Below are 18,074 nucleotides of genomic sequence, written 5' to 3'. Positions count from 1 at the left end.
TGTTAGTAAGTGACGGGTAAAGAACTGAAAATAATCGGTTTGGCACAGTTCTTGCTTGATAAGAATTGAAAGGAGTGGTTTCTTGAAAAAAGTAATTTTGGCTTCACATGGTGATCTATCAAAAGGGATGCTACATTCAGTTTCGATGATTGTTGGTGATTTAGCAAAACAAGTAGAAACATATAGTTTATATCCAGGGGAGACACCAAATGATTACTATGAAAAATTAAAGTTGGAAATATCAACAAGTACAGATAGATATGTAATTGTTTGTGATGTGAAAGGTGGTAGTGTTCACACAACCTTATCAAAACTAATGGAATTTGGAAATGTGACAATTTTATCAGGGATGAATATGAGTATGGTGTTGGATTTATTACTAAACCAAAAAGAAAAGTTAGAAACTAGTGACTATCTTGACCTTATTCAAAACGCAAAAAATGGTATGAGTGTAGTGAGTAAGGATTTTATAGAAGTACGAGAAGATGAAGAGTTTTAGAAAGGAGGACTTATGATTCAATTACTTAGAGTCGATCATCGTTTATTACATGGTCAAGTTGCATTTTCATGGACATCAGCGGTTTCGGCAGACTGTATTCTAGTTGCTAATGATGATGTTGTTGTAAATGATTTACGTAAAACAACTATCAAACTAGCACAACCAAGTGGTGTAAAACTGGTTATGAAAAGCATGAAAGATGCAGTTGAGGCTATCAACAGTGGGGTAACTGATAAATACAAATTATTAGTTGTTGTTGAGTCAATTAAAGATGCAAAAATGCTTGTTGATCAATGCCCAAGTGTAAAAAGCGTAAACTTAGGTGGTACAAAAGCATCAAAAGAAACAAGACAAATCTCAAAAGCGATGAATGTTTCAACAGATGAAGAAAACATGATCAAAGAGATGGTTGATAAAGGTATCGAAGTAGAAATACGTATGGTACCTACAGATAAAAAAGTAAAAGCTGAAAGTGTATTGTAGAGAGGAGAATTTATGGAAGCACTATTATTAGCGTTGGTAGCATTCATTGGGAAATGTGATTTAGCTACGGGAACAAATATGATCCAACGTCCCATTGTATTAGGTCCAGTTGTTGGATTGATTCTTGGTGACTTGGAAATGGGGATAACAATTGGGGCAACTCTTGAATTAGCATTCTTAGGGTCTGTATCAGTTGGAGCATTTATTCCACCAAATGTTATTGTTGGAGGAGTATTAGGAACAGCATTTGCAATTGTAACAGGAAAAGGACCAGAAGTAGCCTTTACAATGGCATTTCCAATTGCATTATTAGCTTTAGCAATTGACAACGTGATTTTCTCACTTGTTCGTCCATTGATGGCAAAACTTGCAGACAACTATGCTGCAAAAGGAAATGGAAAAGCAGTATCTGTGATTCACATGTGTACAGGATTTATCACATGTACAGTATTAGCAATTATTACATTTTTAGGATTCTCATTAGGATCTGCGCAAATGGAAGCAATTGTAAATGCAATTCCAGAAGTAATTACAAACGGATTAACTATCGCAACTGGATTATTACCAGGAATTGGGTTTGCCATGTTATTACAAATGATTATGAATAAGAAAGTTATTCCACACTTCTTCTTAGGATTCTTATTATCAGCATACTTAGGAATCCCAGTAGTAGGTATTGCCTTGTTTGGAGTTATATTGATTTTCTTATCAATCAAATTTACAAAAGATGAAACACAAGTACAGGGGGTAGCAGTTGATGAAGACTTCTAATTCAATTACGAAAAAAGACTTACGTAAAATGTTCTGGAGATCACTTCCTATGGAATTCTCTTGGCATTATGAAAGACAAATGCACATGGGATTTGAATTCATGATTGAACCTGCATTACGTAAGATTTATGAGGGACAACCAGAAAAATACAAAGATGCATTAACAAGAAACTTAGAGTTCTTCAACTGTACACCGCACATTGCTCCATTTATTGGTGGTATCACAATTGCGATGGAAGAAATGAATGCCCAACAAGAAGATTTCGATACGGCTTCGATTAATGCGGTAAAAGCTGCACTTATGGGTCCATTAAGTGGAATTGGTGACTCTATTATGTTAGGTACACTTCGTGTATTAGCTGTAGGTGTTGGTACTTCACTAGCGGTACAAGGAAATATCTTAGGTCCAATTTTATTCTTATTGATCTTTAATATACCTGCATTCATCCTACGCTATGTATGTTCTTTGAAAGGGTACGAACTTGGAGTTAATTATTTAGAAAAAATTCAACAATCTGGATTGATGAGCAAATTTATGTTAGCTGCATCAATGCTAGGGGTTATGGTCATTGGTGGAATGACAAATGAGTTAGTGAGTGTAACTACACCATTAACAATTGGTGGTGGAGAGAATGCTCCATTACTACAAGATGTAATAAATGGAATTATGCCTGGATTATTACCACTTTGTGCTACAGGAATTTACTACTATTTCTTAAAGAAAAAAGTGAATGTCATTCTATTAATTGTAATTACTGCAATTTTTGGAATCGTATGTGCACAATTTGGAATTTTAGGATAAACACGTCAAACTAGGAGGAGAAAAGAAAATGATGTTGAAGTTTAACGAAGAAGAATACAGAAAGAATTTAACAAAGCAAATTGAATATATTGCTGAAGGAAAGAAAATCGCTGATGAAATTGCGAAAGAAGGATATAAAAATATATTCTTTGTAGCTGTTGGTGGGACAATCGCGATGATGATGCACTTTGCAGAAATTGCAAAAGAATACTCATCAGTACCTGTGTATACAGCACAAGCTGGAGAACTTGTTCTAGCTGGACATAAACAATTAACGAAAGACTCAATTGTTATTATGGGTTCAAAATCTGGAGATACTAAAGAAACAGTAGCTGCTGCAAAATGGTGTAACGAAAGAGGTATCCGTGTTGCATCAATGGTTATTGATCCAACATCTCCATTAGGAAAAGAAAGTAAATGGTGTATTCCTTTAGCAACATTCTTCGGAGTTGAATATGAATACTTAAATATTATGGGTGTGTTCTATGGGCTTCTAGCTAACCAAGGAGATTTCCCTAAATTCGATACATTCTACCAACAAATTCAAGATAAATTAGTTGATGGATTGGTAAATGTACAAAAGAATTTTGATGATCGTGCAAATGCAATTGCGAAAAAATACTGGAACACTGACTACCAAATGTGGTTAGGTGGTGGTGAACTTTGGGGCGAAGTTTATTTATACTCAATGTGTATTTTAGAAGAAATGCAATGGATGCGCACAAAATCAGTAACTACTGCTGAGTTCTTCCACGGAACAATTGAACTTGTAGAAAAAGATGTATGTGTGTTCTTAGTTAAAGGTGTTGGAAAATATCGTCCAATCGATGACCGTGCAGAAGCATTCTTAAGTAAATATACAGATGAATTAAATGTAATCGATGTAGCTGAATACATGGTTCCTGGTTTCGATAAAGAATTTGAAGCATTAATCTCACCAATCGTTTCTACTGCATTATTAAATGGACGTTTATCTAAATACTTAGAACACTATTCAGGACATGATTTAAACACTAGACGTTACTACCGTCAATTTGAATATTAATCCATATGAAAATAGAAGCAGTCATTTTTGATATGGATGGTGTACTTGTTGATACAGAACCATTTTACATGTATCGAGTGAGACAGTTTCTTGATTCGCATCATATTAAAGTATCCATGCAAGATGTGTATCGACTAGCGGGGTCTAGCCAAAAAGAGATTTTGAAATCATGCAAAGTTGGTGGCCGACCTCAATTTCTATCCAGGAATTAAAAAGTATGTACCAACAAGCAACACAACTAGTTCGTGTACAAGATATATATCCATATATCCTGCAACCATATACAAAAATTATATTAAGGCAATTGTCTGAAAAAGGAATTCCTTTGGCAATTGCCTCTGCTTCCAATAAAGTGCTGATTGATTCCATGTGTACATCATGTGGAATTGATTCGTACTTTTCTTTTAAACAAAGTGGAGAGGACTTGCAAAGAAGCAAACCATATCCGGATATTTATTTGGAAGTAGCAAAACAATTACAGGTGAATCCGAAAAACTGTATTGTTGTTGAAGATTCTACATATGGAATACGAGCAGCAAAGGATGCAGGAATGTATGTCATCGCAAAGGAAGATAAACGATTTCATTATGATCAATCACCAGCAGATATATGCGGAAGTGATTTATTCGAAATATATACGATCATTAAAAACAAACTAAACGAGGAAAAATAATATGAAGTATGCATTAATGAATACCCATCATCGATTTTATACACTTGATTCTTTTTTTAAGCATGCACATGAAAATGGTGCAAAATATGTAGAACTATGGCTAGGACCTATGCATTTTTATGTGGATTATAATGGGTATGAAGATATACAACGATTACAAGATTTACAAAGAATGTACGATGTACAAATTATTGGAATATGTCCAGAACAAACCAATCCAAAACCAAATAATGTTGCAACAGGAAATGAAGATGCGAAAAAACGAGTATTTTCATACTTTAAAAATGCAATTGATTTAGCTAAAGCGGTAAATGCAGGTTTTGTTGTCGTGACACCAGGCTGGTCTTATTATGATGAATCTGTTGAAGAAGCAAGAAAACGAAGTGCAAGTATGCTACATAAATTAGCTGATTATGCAAAACAGCAAGGAATCTTTCTAGCAATAGAAGCCTTACAAAATCGTGAATCCAGAATTGCAAATAGCGCATCTGAATTAGCTGAGTTTCTTTCACTAGTGAACCACGATAATGTAAAAGTATGCTTGGATATCGGAGCTATGGTAGCAGCTAAAGATAGTGTAGATACATATTTTAAAGTGTTTAACAATCGAATACAGCATTGTCATTTCGTGGATGGAAAACCGACAGGACATATGGCACTAGGTACTGGAGAACTAGACTTGCAAACGATGTTTGATCAGTTCAACAAGCATCATTATGAGGGGTTCTATTCTTTTGAAACTGTAGATCGTACGACGTATGCGAATCCTGCGCAAGCAGACGCACAATCCATCGCATACTTTGAAGCAATGAAAAAGAAGGGAGTTTCATATGATAGGTAGAAGATTAGACTATATATGGAATCGTAAAATATCTTATGAAGAGTACTTACAAAATGCAGTTGATTATCATATGCGTTGTATTTTTGCATATCCAGATCAACTCGATTTTGCTAAAAGGATATTAGCTGGTAGCGATGTAAGGATTGCATGTGCAATCGATTTTCCTGATGGAATAATGAAGCTTGACAAGAAAGTAGAAGCATTTCAAAAACTCATTGACTTAGGTTACTATGAAATTGATTATGTACTAAATCAAGAGAATATAGAGAACAAAGATTATGAGCAAATTGAATTAGAAATGCAAACCATTGCTGATTTATGTAGAAAATATCATGTTGTAGATAAAGCAATCGTGGAAATGTGTAAGCTAGATGATCTAGCAAAGGAAGAAGTGTGTAAAATTGCTGCAAGAGTAAAGCCTGCTTTTCTTAAAACTTCAACTGGAAAGAGTTTTGGTGGTGCAACAATTGATGATGTAAAATGCATGCGTAAGATCTTACCAGAATGTGTGAAAATAAAAGCGTCTGGTGGCATTCATAGTCTTACACAAGCAAATGAATTTGTACAAGCAGGTGCAGATGTAATGGGAGCTACAAAAGCACTAGAAATTGTACAAGAAGAACGATAGTTATTGATATGCGGTAAATAAGCTGCATATCTTTTTTTAATACAGTTTATGCTATACTTTTTATATGGCGAAGATTAGAAGACGATTTTTAGTAGGACTTATTGTATTGTTAGTTGTAGCATGTGCGCTTTTTTTAGTGTGGCGATTTGAATCGCGAAGTTATCGAAAAGACTTTGATATTAATACTTCAGTGCATACTCCAGATACCTTACGTGTTGCAAGCTATAACATTAAACTACTTGATGAAGGAAAGGGACTATCAAAGATCACTGAGGAACTAAAAGATATGGATATCGATATTCTATGTCTTCAAGAAGTGGATCAAAATGCACTACGTTCAGGTAATTTTGATCAAGTTGAAGCAATTGCAAATGCACTAGGTTTTCCATACTATCATTTCTATCAAACGATGTTTGTATTTCCTGGTCACTACGGGTTAGCAATATTGAGCAAATATCCAATCAAAGAAGTTATTTCTCGGGAAATACCACAAGAGATATTTACAGAACCTAGAATACTGGCTGAAGCGATTATTCAATTAGGTGAGAAAGAAGTACATGTGTACAACACGCACTTTACATGGAACCAACAACGCGTGCAAATGAAGGAAGTAAACTTTGTTCAAGACAATCTTGCTAAAGAGAATATCATACTTATGGGTGATTTCAATTCCTTTTGGAATGAAAAACAAGAACAATTTCTAGGCTTACAACAACTTAACAATGAAGACAATCGTTTGATAACCTTTATGGGGTTTGCTAGTCCGGATAATATTTTTATCGACGAAGCATTTGAAGTAATCTCGATGCAAATGCAAGCAACGACGTTTTCTGATCATGCTATGGTCTATGCAGACTTGAAAGTAAAGTAGGTGAGAAACATGCATCAATGGAGTAGTGAACAATACTTATGCTATCACAAAGAACGAACACAACCTTCCATTGATTTGGTGTCCAGATTACCAGAAGAAGGAATGCTAACAATTTTAGACATAGGATGTGGTCCTGGAAATAGTACAAATCAGTTGTATCAAAAATATCCAAACGCACATATTATTGGAATTGATAGCTCTGAAGATATGATTGATAAAGCAAGAAAAGATTATCCACATCTTAATTTTCAACAAGTTGATGTTACAAAAGATTTATATACACTAAATGAAACCTTTGATTTAATCTTTTCAAATGCTTGTTTGCAATGGGTACCAAATAATGAAAAAGTACTTCAAGAACTATTTCATATGTTAAATAAAAATGGTGTACTTGCGGTGCAAGTTCCAATCAACCAAGAAGCACCGATTCAAAGAATTATACATGATGTTGTACATGAGTCGAAATGGAAAGATACATTTCATACAAAACGAATCTTTTATCAACTAACCCCAGAAGCATACGTTGATGTTTTAGCAAGATTGACTGATTCCTTCGATGTATGGACAACCGTATATTATCACCGATTACCTTCGCATAAAGATATACTTGAATGGTATAAAGGAAGTGGGCTTAGACCATATTATCAGCAATTAGATGAACATAATAAAATAGTCTTCGAACAAGAAATATACAATCGAATTATCGAATCATATCCAGTTAGTGAAAATGGAGAAGTTCTCTTTCCGTTTTTAAGATGTTTCTTTACAGCAATAAAATAAAAAACCAGAGTTGATTTCTGGTTTTTTAATTCTTAGAAAGAATTTCGCTTTTAATATAAGCAACAGTTTTATCTAATCCGTTTTCACTTAAGTATACAAGAAGGTGTCGAATGAGCTTATCTGTTTCAGGGTGGATAATTAAATATCCATTTCCATTGTCATAATAATCTAGTGCACTACTATCTGTGTATGCATCTTTTTGATATATCTTAGAGGCAACAACACGATCACAAAACATCTCAACAACATACTTGGTAGGCATCTGAATCGGCTTGATTCCACCAACCGCATTATCTAGCCAGTATTCCCAGTGATGCTTATTTCTACCTTTGTGGTGAAGCCATCCTAAGGAATATCCTTTGTCTTCTTTTTCTGCATCAATTGGGCTTCGATTTCCCTGGAAATATTTTACACCAGAACTAAATTCAACCCACGAATATTTAGATAAATCATGTAATAGTCCTTGTTTATATATTCCACATCGAAAGCATAATGCAGTAACTTTAATCTTGTGTTTATTAATGGTAGTTAAATGTCCCCAATACTTTTGCCATAAATTCATATGATTATCATAGCATAAATCTAATCCAAGTTTGCTAGCAACTTAAAAGAATCATATGAAATGATGAAAAGTGGTGCAGTTTTTCATAAATTGGTTTATGATGAATACAAAAGAGGTGAACCTAATGAAATATTTAGAATTACAAAATGGAATGAAAGTAAGTCAACTGGCCTTCGGTTGTATGCGTATTAGTGATATGAGTGTAACTGACTTTACAGAACTTGTAAAAGAAGCACTGAAAGAAGGCGTAAATTTCTTTGACCATGCAGATATTTATGGTGGTGGAAAAAGTGAAAAATTATTTGGAGAAGTACTAAAACAAAATCCTGAACTACGTAAAGAGATGATCATTCAATCAAAATGTGGAATTCGTCGTGGTGAACATGTAGGATATTTTGATTTTAGTAAAGAACACATCATCAATAGTGTAAATCAAAGTATTGAACGAATGAACTGTGAATACTTAGATGTATTGGTTTTACATAGACCGGATACACTAGCAGACCCAAAAGAAATTGCTGAAGCATTTGATGAACTTGAAGCAAGTGGAAAAGTAAAAGCATTTGGTGTGAGTAATATGAATCCAATGCAAATGGAATTACTACAAAAAGCATGTAAACAAAAATTGATATTCAATCAATTGCAATTAAGTCCAGTGCATTCACTAATGATGACACAAGGTTTATTTACGAATATGAAAGAAAGTCAAAGTATTGATCATGATGGAAGTATTCTTGATTACTGTCGTTTACATGATGTTACGATTCAACCATGGAGTATTATGCAAGCAAGTTGGGAAGAAGGAACTTTCCTAAACAACCCAGACTATCAAAAGTTGAATGATACATTAGATATGTATGCAAATAAATACGATGTTAGTAAAAGTGCAGTTGTTATTGCCTGGTTCTTACGCCACCCAGCAAACTTCCAACCAATCTTTGGAACAACAAGTGTGAATCACCTTCGTGAGATGTGTGCAGGATGTAATGTTGAACTAAGTAGAGAAGAATGGTACCACATTTACATTGATGCAATTGGGCACGCATTACCATAAGGAAATAAAGAACACATGGATGTAAAAATCTATGTGTTTTTTTGTTTGAATACTGTGTCGTTTTATACTATGTGTCAATGAAGTGTGGTAAACTTATTTTAGAGAAATGCACTGAAAGGGAATACTATGGCAATAGAAAGATACGGAACGTTTTTACTTCTTTTACGACTTTATAATGAATCTCCTATACATTCAACGGAAAAAATTCTATCACGATATTTTTTGAAACGTTTTGATAATATTAAAGATATAAATATTTATGATGTGTCTGAAGAATGTCATGTATCGCGAGCGACTGTCAGACGATTTTTTACAAGACTCGATCACGAGAGTTTCTTAGATTTCAAAAATGAGTTTGCGATTCCTTATGACATTAGTATGTTTGAAATAGAGCTAGGAAGGCAAAATTATATGCTTGATCATTTAGCAGATATGAATGAGATACAAGAGTTTTTCAAAGAAAATAAGTTGAATGTTCTAAACAAAATTGAAGATTTAGCTAAATGTATGTTTCATTCAAAGAATATTTATTGGCTTACTTCAACATCAACTACCCGAATGGTAGAAGATATGCAAATGCAGTTTTTACGATTTGATTGCTTATGGGATATTATAATCAATTTTGAAAAGAGTAAAGACATACAAATTACAAAGGATGATGTTGTGATTGTTGCTTCATCAAGCGCGGTTTTAGCAAATACGATTGTAGAAGAATTGGAATCCATTGGGTGCCCTATATATTTGGTAACACTAAACATGCAGTATACACATCCAGTATTTTATGATGTTATCCGTTTGACGGATCATGTTTTATATAATTATACACATCAAATATCAAAAGATACGATTAAAAAGGAAGTTGTAAATCGCAAGTATGCAACAAACCTTTTCTTTGATTTTTTGTATAATGAGTATGCGAAACTATATAGAGCTTCACAAGACGAAATCGAGTCGGTGTAAGTTTTATTACATCATTTTGAGTAAACAAAAAGTTATTGATTTTCAAACCAATAACTTTTTTCTTTTATTCTGCTAAGAATATAGATTTAATTTTTTCCTTCTTCTCAGGTGTTAGACCTAAGTATGTTTCTAAATACGCTGGAATTGATGGTGATAATTTATGTATCTCATCAATTGCGGCATCGAAATAGATTTCCTTTGTTTGCATCAACCCTGATAAGTATTCGAGTACGATTTTATTATCTGTATATTGTCGGTATTCGTCCATACGTCGCTCATTTCTTGCAGCCATACATTGTTTAGTTAGCATGTAATCTGCTTTGATGTCTTGTATATCTACATCAAGAATGAATAACGTAATTATTGCCGCAAATCCAGTACGATCCTTTCCACCTTTACAGTGATGTAATAATGGATAGTTGTTTTCATCACAAAGTACATCAACAAACTTTGCATATTGTGCATTTGCAAATGGATCATTTACTAATTCACGCATTTGTTCTGCCATTTCATCCATTCGAAGTTGGAGTTTATCGATTCCTTCTTGTGTACTAACTTCATTTAATAAGGTATCAATTTTTAATTTATCATTAACGATATTACCACTTGCTAAATTTGCGACTTCAGCGTTTGGTGAAAGGTTGATTTCTTGCACTCCTTCAATTTTTACATCAGGAGCATCATCGACTTCCTTTGCCCCACGAAAGTCGATGATTGTCTTTAGTTCGACTTCTTTAAAGAAGTCGATATCCTTTTCACTTAATTTGTTTAAAGCATCTGAGCGATACATTCGATTATAGCGAATTGTCTTTCCATCACGATTTTTGATGCCTCCAATATCCCGAGTATTAAAGGTACCTTCTAATTCGATAATCTTGCTCATTATGCAGCCTCTGCTGTGGCTTGTGCTTCAATTGCTGCTTCTTCTTCACATTTACGTTTATCAAGTAATTTGAAGAATGGTAAATATAAGATGAAGATTGCGATCATTTGAACGATTTGTAAGATTGCTCCTTGCCATCCTGCTGCTAAGAATCCTCCAATAATTGGTGGAACTGCCCAAGGAACAGCGATACATACAACTGGAACAAGTCCCATTGCTGTTGCAAAATATGCAATTAATAATGAAATAACTGGTGCTAATGACATAGGAATTAAAATAATTGGGTTAAACACCATTGGAATACCAAATTTCATTGGTTCACTAATTCCAAATAATCCTGGTACTACGGCGACTTTTCCCACTGCTTTTAATTGTTTTGATTTCGCCATAAAGAATAACATTGCTGATAATACCGTATGTCTTGGACCTTTAAATACATCTAAGAAGTATGCATTAACTACATTTGTAGCTGGTAATCCTGCAGCAATATTTGAAGCATTTTCAATTGCTGGTGGTGTAAATAGTGTACTGTTTGCAGCTCTAGTAACGTTACTTCCGTGGATTCCAAAGAACCAGAAGAACTCACCTAATAAGGCTAAGAACACCATTGTCCAAATCGAACTTCCTAATCCTTCAAGTGGAGATTGTAATACTGCATATACTGCTGAATGAACATCACCCCAAGATGTTAATGAGAATAGTGCACTAATAACAATAAATAATGCTGCAACTCCAATTGCTGGAATTAATGATTCAAATGAACCTGAGATTGCTGGTGGTACACTTGAAGGCATTTTGATCTTAGGTCCTTTTTCCGTTAATAAGTAGAATAAATATGTAGAAATTAATGCTACAAATATACCTACGAACATCCCTCTTGAACCTAAATATGTTGTAGTAAATACATTTACTGTATTTTCACCAATCATTGCGGCAGTCATTGGTGTAATAATAAAGAATGATACTACTGCAACCATAACTGCATTAATTTGACTTACTTTTAGTAGTCGTGCCATATCGTATGCCAATGCAACAACTAAATAAATCGTAATAATATCATTTGTCATTGTTGATCCAATCGTAATAATTGCACCTAATCCTGAACTTGCAAGAAATTCTAACCATGGATCGATTGGTAAACTAATCAATAAGGTTACTACCGAGCCAATCATAATGACTGGTAATAGTCGTGCCATCCCTGATGATATCGTTTTTACAACTAAGTTATTCGAAAATTTCGTCACTAGTTTATTTAACTTTTGTGAAAATGAATTTTGATTCATTATTAAATCCTCCCTCTTTTAGATTTTTTCTAATATTTCTGATAATACTTTTTCACCGTTCATTGTTCCATAATCCATCATATCGATTACAAATACTGGAAAATCTAGTTCTTCACTTAAATCTTCCAATTTATGTCCAATTTGTGGACCTAATAACAATACATCTGAATCCAGATGTTCAAAGATGTTATCCTCTCCAACTGCTAAAATTTCAATAGCTAATCCTTTTTGTTCTGCTGCTTCTTTCATTTTTTGAACCAGCATGCTTGTTGAAAATCCCCCTGAACAAGCAAGTAATATTTTATTTACCATGTTTTTCTCCTTTCAAATCTTTCGCAAATTTTACCAATTCATCGACCATGTCGCGAATAGCCATGGCTGTCATTAAGTGGTCTTGTGCATGAACCATCAATAAAGAAACTTCTTGTTTTTCACCAGATATTTCTTTTTGAATTAATGTAGTTTGTGTTTGATGTGCTAAAACCATCGATTTACCAGCCTGTTCTAACATTTTTTCTGCGTGTTCGAAATCCCCTTTTCTAGCAGAACGCAAAGCTATTAGGCTTTTTGAACGTGCATCACCTGCATTTAAAATAATAGTCATAATTTCTTCTTCCATATGTTTTCTCCTTACAAATAATCTTTAATAAATACATTGAAGTTTTGATATGTATTTACTAACTCTAATAGCTTAACTTTGTTTTCATCATTCATTAATCGAACTAGGAAATCACTGATTTCTTGGTGTAGAAGTAGATGTCCTTTTTTAACGTTTATTACAAATATGTATCGTACTTCTTTTCCATCATATACAGTTGGTTCTTCCAATAAGATGACTCCAATACTGTCAACATTTCCCATCTGCTTTAAACTATGCGGTGCTGCAATACCATTTCCATAAATGGTAGAAAACCGACTTTCTCTTTCTAATACGGATTGTTTGTATCCGTCTTGTGCATAACCAAGTTGCACCATTTTACTGCACATTTCTTCAATTAAGGCTATATAATCCCCCCTCTTTTTTACGATAAATAAATCTTCATAAAACAATTCTTTTATTCCCAGTGTTTCATTTGTATAGTTGTCCACTGTAAATATCACTTCATTTTTGATCTTACTAAATTCCATTTCATCAAACTGTTCGCTGATCATAACAACTTTGTTTTGTTGTTTATCAATATGAATTGGTTCTGTGGTAATGATCAGTTCAATATCACTCATATCGTGTTTGTCAATATTACTTTGTGCGATTACGATGACGTTTGCTAATGGAAAACACGATTGAATTTTTGTCTTTATAAATAAGGTAGAACTTCTCATGTTATCAGCCACAAATGCAATTTTCTTAATTTGCTGTAGTTTACGTTGATTTTCTCTTTCAATGTGAGTTGCAAAATGAAGTGCTAAATATCCAATTTCATCACGTGATAACTTGCAACCCTTCAATTCATCGTGATAGTCAATAAACTGAATTGCGACTAAAAATGCATTCATATGTTGTACGGATATAGATCCAATTAAGGAATCACTCAAAGTTAATCCATATGAAACTCGCATGAGTAATGGATGTAAATGTAATAATAAACTCTCTTTCAATAATTCATCATTTGTGAAGTTTGTCTCAAAATCACTATCCAATTTGGCAAGTACGCTCTCAATGGAAGCACTCATTTCATTTTTTTGTTTCTCTGGTATTTTTTCTGAACTAGCTTTTCCAAAAATCTGAGAAGCAACTAAATCAATTTCATCACTTGTCACGTGGATATTGTGATTTTCTTCAATAAAGGAAATGATTTCATTGGTGATTGAATATATCGTTGAATCAATCATATTTCGATTGATTCGAATTTCATTAATGTAGTTGTTTTGCAATATTCGATAGACAAGTATTTTCAAATGAAATAGTATGGATTCAATTGCATTATTTGTCATAAGAATATTGTATTGATTAAGTAACGACACAAATTTCTCTGTTTCTTTAGTAAAATCGAGTTGTTCAATGAAGTTAAAGAATTCAATTGGAATCTCCTGTGTTTTAGCGATATCTCCACTAATTCTTGACAACATCTGACGAATATCCTTTTCTTTCCCAGTAACTCGTATTCCGTAATGAGATCGTGATTCCAATTCGATGTCATAAGCGTGTAATTGCTTTTTTACTTCACTTAAATCATTAATGATTGTACGTCTACTAACATCCAACACTTGTGCGATTTGGTTTATTGAAATAAACCCAGTATTTTGAAGTAAAAGGAATAGGATTAAAGATATTCGATATTCCTTTTTTCCAATATAATCTTGTAAGTCTCCTTTTTGGTTACTCATATACGTATCAAACATTTCTTGATTGTTTATTTGTAAGAAGTACCCACGTTTACTTACGGTTACGATTTTAAATCCATTGGATTTTTCATCTTGTCTAATTTGACTTAATAATCCTCGAACCTTTCGTTCTGAAAAGTGAAGATTTTGTTTTAAATCTTCAAGTGATAGAACATCATTTGCTTGAAATAATTCTAATATTTGTTTATTCACTATGTTTATCTCCTAACGTCATTATTGCATCTTCAATTTCCTAAGAACAGGCGAAATCATGCAAAAAAAAGTGTGCAATTTTGCACTAATTAAAATAATTCTTAATAGCCTCAAGTTAGAGTCTATGTCTAGTTGCTAATCCAACTACTCAAAGTATACGATGTGAAAATAAAAAAAGAAAATATGAATCAAGTAGTCTTTTCTGCAAACACCCACCTTAAGGGTACAAGATTTTGCTTTTGAATATCTAAAAGAGTTATCAACCACAAAAAAAGAAGCATCAAATGATCATATGATGACTTCTTATTAAGATACTTTTTTGAGTTTTATGTGCGTTTCTTAAGTAATAATGTTGTTAAGAAACCAACGATTCCAGATACTACAATAACAGCAATTCCCCAATACATATTTGTCAATCCATCATATGGAGGAATGGAAATAATCATTGTTGGTAGTCCAGGAATACCAGAAACGATTGAGTTTTGTGCTAAGTTTGTAAGTCCGGCAAGAATACCACCGACTGCACCACCAACCATAGAACCAATTAGTGCTTTTCTATCTTTGATTAATACACCAAATAAAGCTGGTTCAGAAATCCCCATTAGACCTGTAACACCTGCAGAAATTTGTGTTCCTTTTTTAACAGGATCTTTTTCTAAATATGCAACTGCTAATGCAGATGTAGCGATTGCAATATTTGTTCCTAACATTGCTGGAATTAAAAATGTGTCATATCCTTGTGTAGCTAATGCTGTCACCATAATTGGAACGAGTGCTTTGTTTGTTCCAGTTAGCACAGTAAAGCCAAATAGTGCACCTACTAAACCTAAAGCAAGCCAACCAATCTTATCGTGAATGAATACAAAACCTTCAGTCATCCAATCCCCAAGAATAACTCCAAGTGGTCCAACAATTAATAATGTAACTAATGTTCCAACGAGAATTACAACCAATGGAATAATGACATCTTTTAAGTAACTAGGAATGATGTTGTATATTAATTTATGTGTTTGAGCCATTACAACAACACCAAGAAGTACAGGTAGTGCTGTATATGAATATGTTGTCGCAAGAACTGGAATTCCAAATAAATCAAGATTTTCTACTCCATTAATACTTTGATTCAATAGTACAGCACCTAGAAATATTCCATAAATAGGATTGATATTTAATTGTTTTGCACATCCATATCCTACATATAAAGGTAAGAAGAAGAAACCAGTACTTGCGATTGCATTAATTAATGTATAGGTTGGTGAGTCTGTTGAGAGACCAATTGTTAGTACGAGAATGTTTAATAATGCAGATATTAGTCCAGTAGCAACAACAATTGGCATTGTTGGTAAAAAAGCAGCAGCTAGAAAACTAAGTGCTCTTGAGAAAGGATTTTCCTTCTTTGTTTCTACGCTTGTTTCATTTCTTTTGTCGCTTGAACCTGTTAGTTTTGAAAATGCATTGTAGACTTGTTCAACATTAGGCCCAAAGATTACTTGTAGTGTACTACCTTGTTTCACTACACCAAGTACACCGTCTACTGATTCGACTTTTGTTGTGTCAATCGAACCAATATCCTTAACATCAACACGTAATCGAGTTGCACAGTGCGTAACGTTTGTAACGTTTGAAGATCCAATGATATTCAATAGATCTTTTGAAATGTGATCAAAATTCATTAAGTTTAGCCCCCTTTTGTTTTTGGCATTTGAAATAAAGAACGTTCTTCATGAGCTAATCATACATCTTTTTGTCATCTTATGAGTTACAAAAAATGCACCCTTTTTCATGTAGGTGACATCTTTTGCACCCTCGTATGAAATTCGTTGATTTACAAAAAAGCATCGCTTATGATTTGACTGACAAGGAGGTTTATACGATGTCTAATAACAATATTTTTTCTGATAACTTTTTATGGGGTGGTGCAACAGCGGCAAATCAATCAGAAGGTTTTTGGAATGCAGGGGGAAGAGGACTTTCAATTGCTGATACTGCACAATATCATCCGAATCAGGACTATGGAACATATGAAGCATTTGAGGAATTATCTATAGAAACAATAAAAGATAGATTAGAAGATACAAAGAATTATTATCCAAAACGATGGGGGAATCATTTTTACGAAAGATACAAAGAGGATATTTCTCTTTTGGCAGAAATGGGTTTTAAAGCTCTACGTATGTCTATATCGTGGTCAAGAATATTTCCACTAGGTGATGAGGAATTGCCAAATCAAGAAGGATTGGATTTCTATAGGAATGTATTTAAGGAGTTAAAGGCTAATGGAATTGAACCAATTGTGACATTATCACATTATGAAACACCGGCACATTTAGCAACTACATACGGTGGTTGGTTAAATCGAGATATGTTAGTATATTTTGAAAAATACTGTCGTGTTGTGATGAGTGAGTTCAAAGAATATGTGAACTATTGGATGGCATTTAATGAAATCAATGTTATTCAACATAGTTTTTATGTAGGTGGAGCAGTCCCAAAAGACTACATTAAAAATGAAGAAAATGATCGTTATCAAGTAATTCATCATATTTTAGTTGCAAGTGCAATCGCAAAGAAGGTAATGAATGAATTATGTCCAAATGCAAAAATGGGAGGAATGATTGCACGAAGAGAAGCATATCCAGCTACATGTAATCCGAAAGATGTGTTGGAATCAATACGAGAAGACCAAAACAATTTGTTTTTCTCAGATATTATGGTCAGAGGATATTACCCAAGTTATCTACTAGCTTATTTTAAAGAACATAATATTTCATTGCATATAGAAGAGTCGGATAAAGAATTGTTGAAAACATATACAGTAGACTATTTATCATTCAGCTATTATATGACGGTATTGTCCAAAGCAGAAATTGATGCAGATACTGAATTAACTACTGGAAATTTAGTAAATGGTGTGAAAAATCCATATCTAGATAGTAGTGAGTGGGGATGGCAAGTTGATCCAATCGGATTGCGTATTACACTAGAGAAGTTGTATGATCGATATCAAATACCTCTTATGATAGCGGAGAATGGGGTAGGGATTAAAGAGGAACTAAATTCTCAAATGACAATTCAAGATGATAATCGTATCGAATATTTACGTAGTCATATTAAGCAAATGCGAGATGCTGTTAAAAATGGAGTAGAATTACTTGGATATACAGCATGGGGGCCAATTGATATTATTAGTATGTCAACATCGGAAATGTCCAAACGCTATGGGTTTGTATATGTAGATGCGGATGACTATGGAAATGGTACATTCAATCGTTATAAAAAGCAGAGTTTTTACTGGTATAAAAAAGTAATCAAGTCTAATGGTGCAAATCTAGACTGATGATTACATATATAACAAAATAATAGATTTGTCGAAAGCGCATAGATGTAAAATTCTATGTGTTTTT

General features: G+C 33.6%; 20 protein-coding genes. 13 read left to right on the top strand and 7 right to left on the bottom strand.

What is annotated here, in order from left to right; all coding sequences use genetic code 11:
- The first annotated feature begins 82 nt into the window (after window positions 1-82).
- From M2098_RS04525 to M2098_RS04480, 10 genes are all read left to right on the top strand, one after another.
- The gene (locus M2098_RS04525; protein ID WP_280681933.1) at window positions 83-499 is read left to right on the top strand and encodes a PTS sugar transporter subunit IIA; all 417 of its coding nucleotides are present in this window, start codon (window positions 83-85) and stop codon (window positions 497-499) included.
- Window positions 500-511: 12 nt separating this feature from the next.
- A complete protein-coding gene (locus M2098_RS04520) occupies window positions 512-982 on the top strand; it encodes a PTS sugar transporter subunit IIB (RefSeq protein ID WP_280681932.1) in 471 nt (156 codons plus the stop codon).
- Between the two features lie 12 nt (window positions 983-994).
- On the top strand, window positions 995-1,753 hold the full coding sequence (locus M2098_RS04515) for a PTS sugar transporter subunit IIC (RefSeq protein WP_280681931.1): 759 nt from the start codon (window positions 995-997) through the stop codon (window positions 1,751-1,753).
- Window positions 1,740-2,555, top strand: a complete 816-nt coding sequence (locus tag M2098_RS04510; protein WP_280681929.1) for a PTS system mannose/fructose/sorbose family transporter subunit IID — start codon at window positions 1,740-1,742, stop codon at window positions 2,553-2,555. Before M2098_RS04515 ends, M2098_RS04510 begins: the two co-directional genes overlap by 14 nt.
- 28 nt (window positions 2,556-2,583) lie before the next feature.
- A complete protein-coding gene (locus tag M2098_RS04505) occupies window positions 2,584-3,600 on the top strand; it encodes an SIS domain-containing protein (protein WP_208318281.1) in 1,017 nt (338 codons plus the stop codon).
- Between the two features lie 169 nt (window positions 3,601-3,769).
- Window positions 3,770-4,273, top strand: a complete 504-nt coding sequence (locus tag M2098_RS04500; RefSeq protein ID WP_280681927.1) for an HAD-IA family hydrolase — start codon at window positions 3,770-3,772, stop codon at window positions 4,271-4,273.
- 1 nt (window position 4,274) lies between these two features.
- Complete coding sequence (locus tag M2098_RS04495) at window positions 4,275-5,114, top strand: sugar phosphate isomerase/epimerase family protein (RefSeq protein ID WP_280681925.1); 840 nt, start codon at window positions 4,275-4,277, stop codon at window positions 5,112-5,114.
- Window positions 5,104-5,742 carry a deoxyribose-phosphate aldolase gene (gene deoC / locus M2098_RS04490; protein ID WP_280681923.1) on the top strand — a complete coding sequence of 213 codons (639 nt, stop codon included), beginning with the start codon at window positions 5,104-5,106 and terminating at the stop codon, window positions 5,740-5,742. The genes M2098_RS04495 and deoC overlap by 11 nt, the downstream gene beginning before the upstream one ends.
- A 64-nt stretch (window positions 5,743-5,806) precedes the next feature.
- A complete protein-coding gene (locus M2098_RS04485) occupies window positions 5,807-6,613 on the top strand; it encodes an endonuclease/exonuclease/phosphatase family protein (RefSeq protein ID WP_280681921.1) in 807 nt (268 codons plus the stop codon).
- Between the two features lie 9 nt (window positions 6,614-6,622).
- Window positions 6,623-7,393 carry a methyltransferase domain-containing protein gene (locus M2098_RS04480; protein WP_280681919.1) on the top strand — a complete coding sequence of 257 codons (771 nt, stop codon included), beginning with the start codon at window positions 6,623-6,625 and terminating at the stop codon, window positions 7,391-7,393.
- A 25-nt stretch (window positions 7,394-7,418) separates the two neighbouring features.
- On the opposite strand, the gene M2098_RS04475 is transcribed toward M2098_RS04480, so the two are convergent.
- Window positions 7,419-7,955 carry a DUF5662 family protein gene (locus tag M2098_RS04475; protein ID WP_280681918.1) on the bottom strand — a complete coding sequence of 179 codons (537 nt, stop codon included), beginning with the start codon at window positions 7,953-7,955 and terminating at the stop codon, window positions 7,419-7,421.
- A gap of 124 nt (window positions 7,956-8,079) precedes the next feature.
- Between M2098_RS04475 and M2098_RS04470 the strand changes: the two genes are divergently transcribed.
- Both M2098_RS04470 and M2098_RS04465 read left to right on the top strand, forming a co-directional pair.
- On the top strand, window positions 8,080-9,009 hold the full coding sequence (locus tag M2098_RS04470; protein WP_280681916.1) for an aldo/keto reductase: 930 nt from the start codon (window positions 8,080-8,082) through the stop codon (window positions 9,007-9,009).
- A gap of 126 nt (window positions 9,010-9,135) precedes the next feature.
- Entirely contained in the window at window positions 9,136-9,969 is an 834-nt protein-coding gene (locus M2098_RS04465) for a hypothetical protein (protein ID WP_280681914.1), read from the top strand.
- A 64-nt stretch (window positions 9,970-10,033) separates the two neighbouring features.
- Here the strand turns inward: M2098_RS04465 and M2098_RS04460 are convergent, their stop codons facing one another.
- The 6 genes from M2098_RS04460 to M2098_RS04435 form a co-directional block, all read right to left on the bottom strand.
- Entirely contained in the window at window positions 10,034-10,852 is an 819-nt protein-coding gene (locus M2098_RS04460) for a tyrosine-protein phosphatase (protein ID WP_280681912.1), read from the bottom strand.
- Window positions 10,852-12,135, bottom strand: coding sequence for a PTS transporter subunit EIIC (locus M2098_RS04455; RefSeq protein WP_280681910.1), 1,284 nt, complete (start codon window positions 12,133-12,135; stop codon window positions 10,852-10,854). The genes M2098_RS04460 and M2098_RS04455 overlap by 1 nt, the downstream gene beginning before the upstream one ends.
- An 18-nt stretch (window positions 12,136-12,153) precedes the next feature.
- Window positions 12,154-12,447 (bottom strand): PTS sugar transporter subunit IIB, encoded by a 294-nt coding sequence (locus M2098_RS04450; RefSeq protein ID WP_280681908.1) that lies wholly within the window; start codon window positions 12,445-12,447, stop codon window positions 12,154-12,156.
- Window positions 12,437-12,754 (bottom strand): PTS lactose/cellobiose transporter subunit IIA, encoded by a 318-nt coding sequence (locus M2098_RS04445; protein WP_280681906.1) that lies wholly within the window; start codon window positions 12,752-12,754, stop codon window positions 12,437-12,439. The genes M2098_RS04450 and M2098_RS04445 overlap by 11 nt, the downstream gene beginning before the upstream one ends.
- A gap of 11 nt (window positions 12,755-12,765) precedes the next feature.
- Window positions 12,766-14,670, bottom strand: coding sequence for a PRD domain-containing protein (locus M2098_RS04440; protein ID WP_280681904.1), 1,905 nt, complete (start codon window positions 14,668-14,670; stop codon window positions 12,766-12,768).
- A 326-nt stretch (window positions 14,671-14,996) separates the two neighbouring features.
- Complete coding sequence (locus M2098_RS04435) at window positions 14,997-16,343, bottom strand: PTS transporter subunit EIIC (protein WP_280681902.1); 1,347 nt, start codon at window positions 16,341-16,343, stop codon at window positions 14,997-14,999.
- Between the two features lie 200 nt (window positions 16,344-16,543).
- Here M2098_RS04435 and M2098_RS04430 point away from each other — a divergent pair, with 200 nt between their 5' ends.
- The gene (locus M2098_RS04430) at window positions 16,544-18,007 is read left to right on the top strand and encodes a family 1 glycosylhydrolase (RefSeq protein WP_280681900.1); all 1,464 of its coding nucleotides are present in this window, start codon (window positions 16,544-16,546) and stop codon (window positions 18,005-18,007) included.
- The last annotated feature ends 67 nt before the right edge of the window (window positions 18,008-18,074 follow it).

This window comes from Breznakia sp. PFB1-19, assembly GCF_029893935.1.
GTDB classification, from domain to species: Bacteria; Bacillota_I; Bacilli_A; order Erysipelotrichales; family Erysipelotrichaceae; genus Breznakia; species Breznakia blatticola.
The sequence above is the reverse complement of the archived record's forward strand: the minus strand, read 5'-3'. Positions and strand labels throughout refer to the sequence as shown.

What these genes read in the sequence shown, in the direction of transcription:
- M2098_RS04520 (WP_280681932.1), top strand. Translation starts at nt 512, where the DNA reads ATGATTCAATTACTTAGAGTCGATCATCGTTTATTACATGGTCAAGTT.
- M2098_RS04515 (WP_280681931.1), top strand. Translation starts at nt 995, where the DNA reads ATGGAAGCACTATTATTAGCGTTGGTAGCATTCATTGGGAAATGTGAT.
- M2098_RS04510 (WP_280681929.1), top strand. Translation starts at nt 1,740, where the DNA reads ATGAAGACTTCTAATTCAATTACGAAAAAAGACTTACGTAAAATGTTC.
- M2098_RS04505 (WP_208318281.1), top strand. Translation starts at nt 2,584, where the DNA reads ATGATGTTGAAGTTTAACGAAGAAGAATACAGAAAGAATTTAACAAAG.
- M2098_RS04500 (WP_280681927.1), top strand. Translation starts at nt 3,770, where the DNA reads ATGCAAAGTTGGTGGCCGACCTCAATTTCTATCCAGGAATTAAAAAGT.
- M2098_RS04495 (WP_280681925.1), top strand. Translation starts at nt 4,275, where the DNA reads ATGAAGTATGCATTAATGAATACCCATCATCGATTTTATACACTTGAT.
- deoC (WP_280681923.1), top strand. Translation starts at nt 5,104, where the DNA reads ATGATAGGTAGAAGATTAGACTATATATGGAATCGTAAAATATCTTAT.
- M2098_RS04485 (WP_280681921.1), top strand. Translation starts at nt 5,807, where the DNA reads ATGGCGAAGATTAGAAGACGATTTTTAGTAGGACTTATTGTATTGTTA.
- M2098_RS04480 (WP_280681919.1), top strand. Translation starts at nt 6,623, where the DNA reads ATGCATCAATGGAGTAGTGAACAATACTTATGCTATCACAAAGAACGA.
- M2098_RS04475 (WP_280681918.1), bottom strand. Translation starts at nt 7,955, where the DNA reads ATGAATTTATGGCAAAAGTATTGGGGACATTTAACTACCATTAATAAA.
- M2098_RS04470 (WP_280681916.1), top strand. Translation starts at nt 8,080, where the DNA reads ATGAAATATTTAGAATTACAAAATGGAATGAAAGTAAGTCAACTGGCC.
- M2098_RS04465 (WP_280681914.1), top strand. Translation starts at nt 9,136, where the DNA reads ATGGCAATAGAAAGATACGGAACGTTTTTACTTCTTTTACGACTTTAT.
- M2098_RS04460 (WP_280681912.1), bottom strand. Translation starts at nt 10,852, where the DNA reads ATGAGCAAGATTATCGAATTAGAAGGTACCTTTAATACTCGGGATATT.
- M2098_RS04455 (WP_280681910.1), bottom strand. Translation starts at nt 12,135, where the DNA reads ATGAATCAAAATTCATTTTCACAAAAGTTAAATAAACTAGTGACGAAA.
- M2098_RS04450 (WP_280681908.1), bottom strand. Translation starts at nt 12,447, where the DNA reads ATGGTAAATAAAATATTACTTGCTTGTTCAGGGGGATTTTCAACAAGC.
- M2098_RS04445 (WP_280681906.1), bottom strand. Translation starts at nt 12,754, where the DNA reads ATGGAAGAAGAAATTATGACTATTATTTTAAATGCAGGTGATGCACGT.
- M2098_RS04435 (WP_280681902.1), bottom strand. Translation starts at nt 16,343, where the DNA reads ATGAATTTTGATCACATTTCAAAAGATCTATTGAATATCATTGGATCT.
- M2098_RS04430 (WP_280681900.1), top strand. Translation starts at nt 16,544, where the DNA reads ATGTCTAATAACAATATTTTTTCTGATAACTTTTTATGGGGTGGTGCA.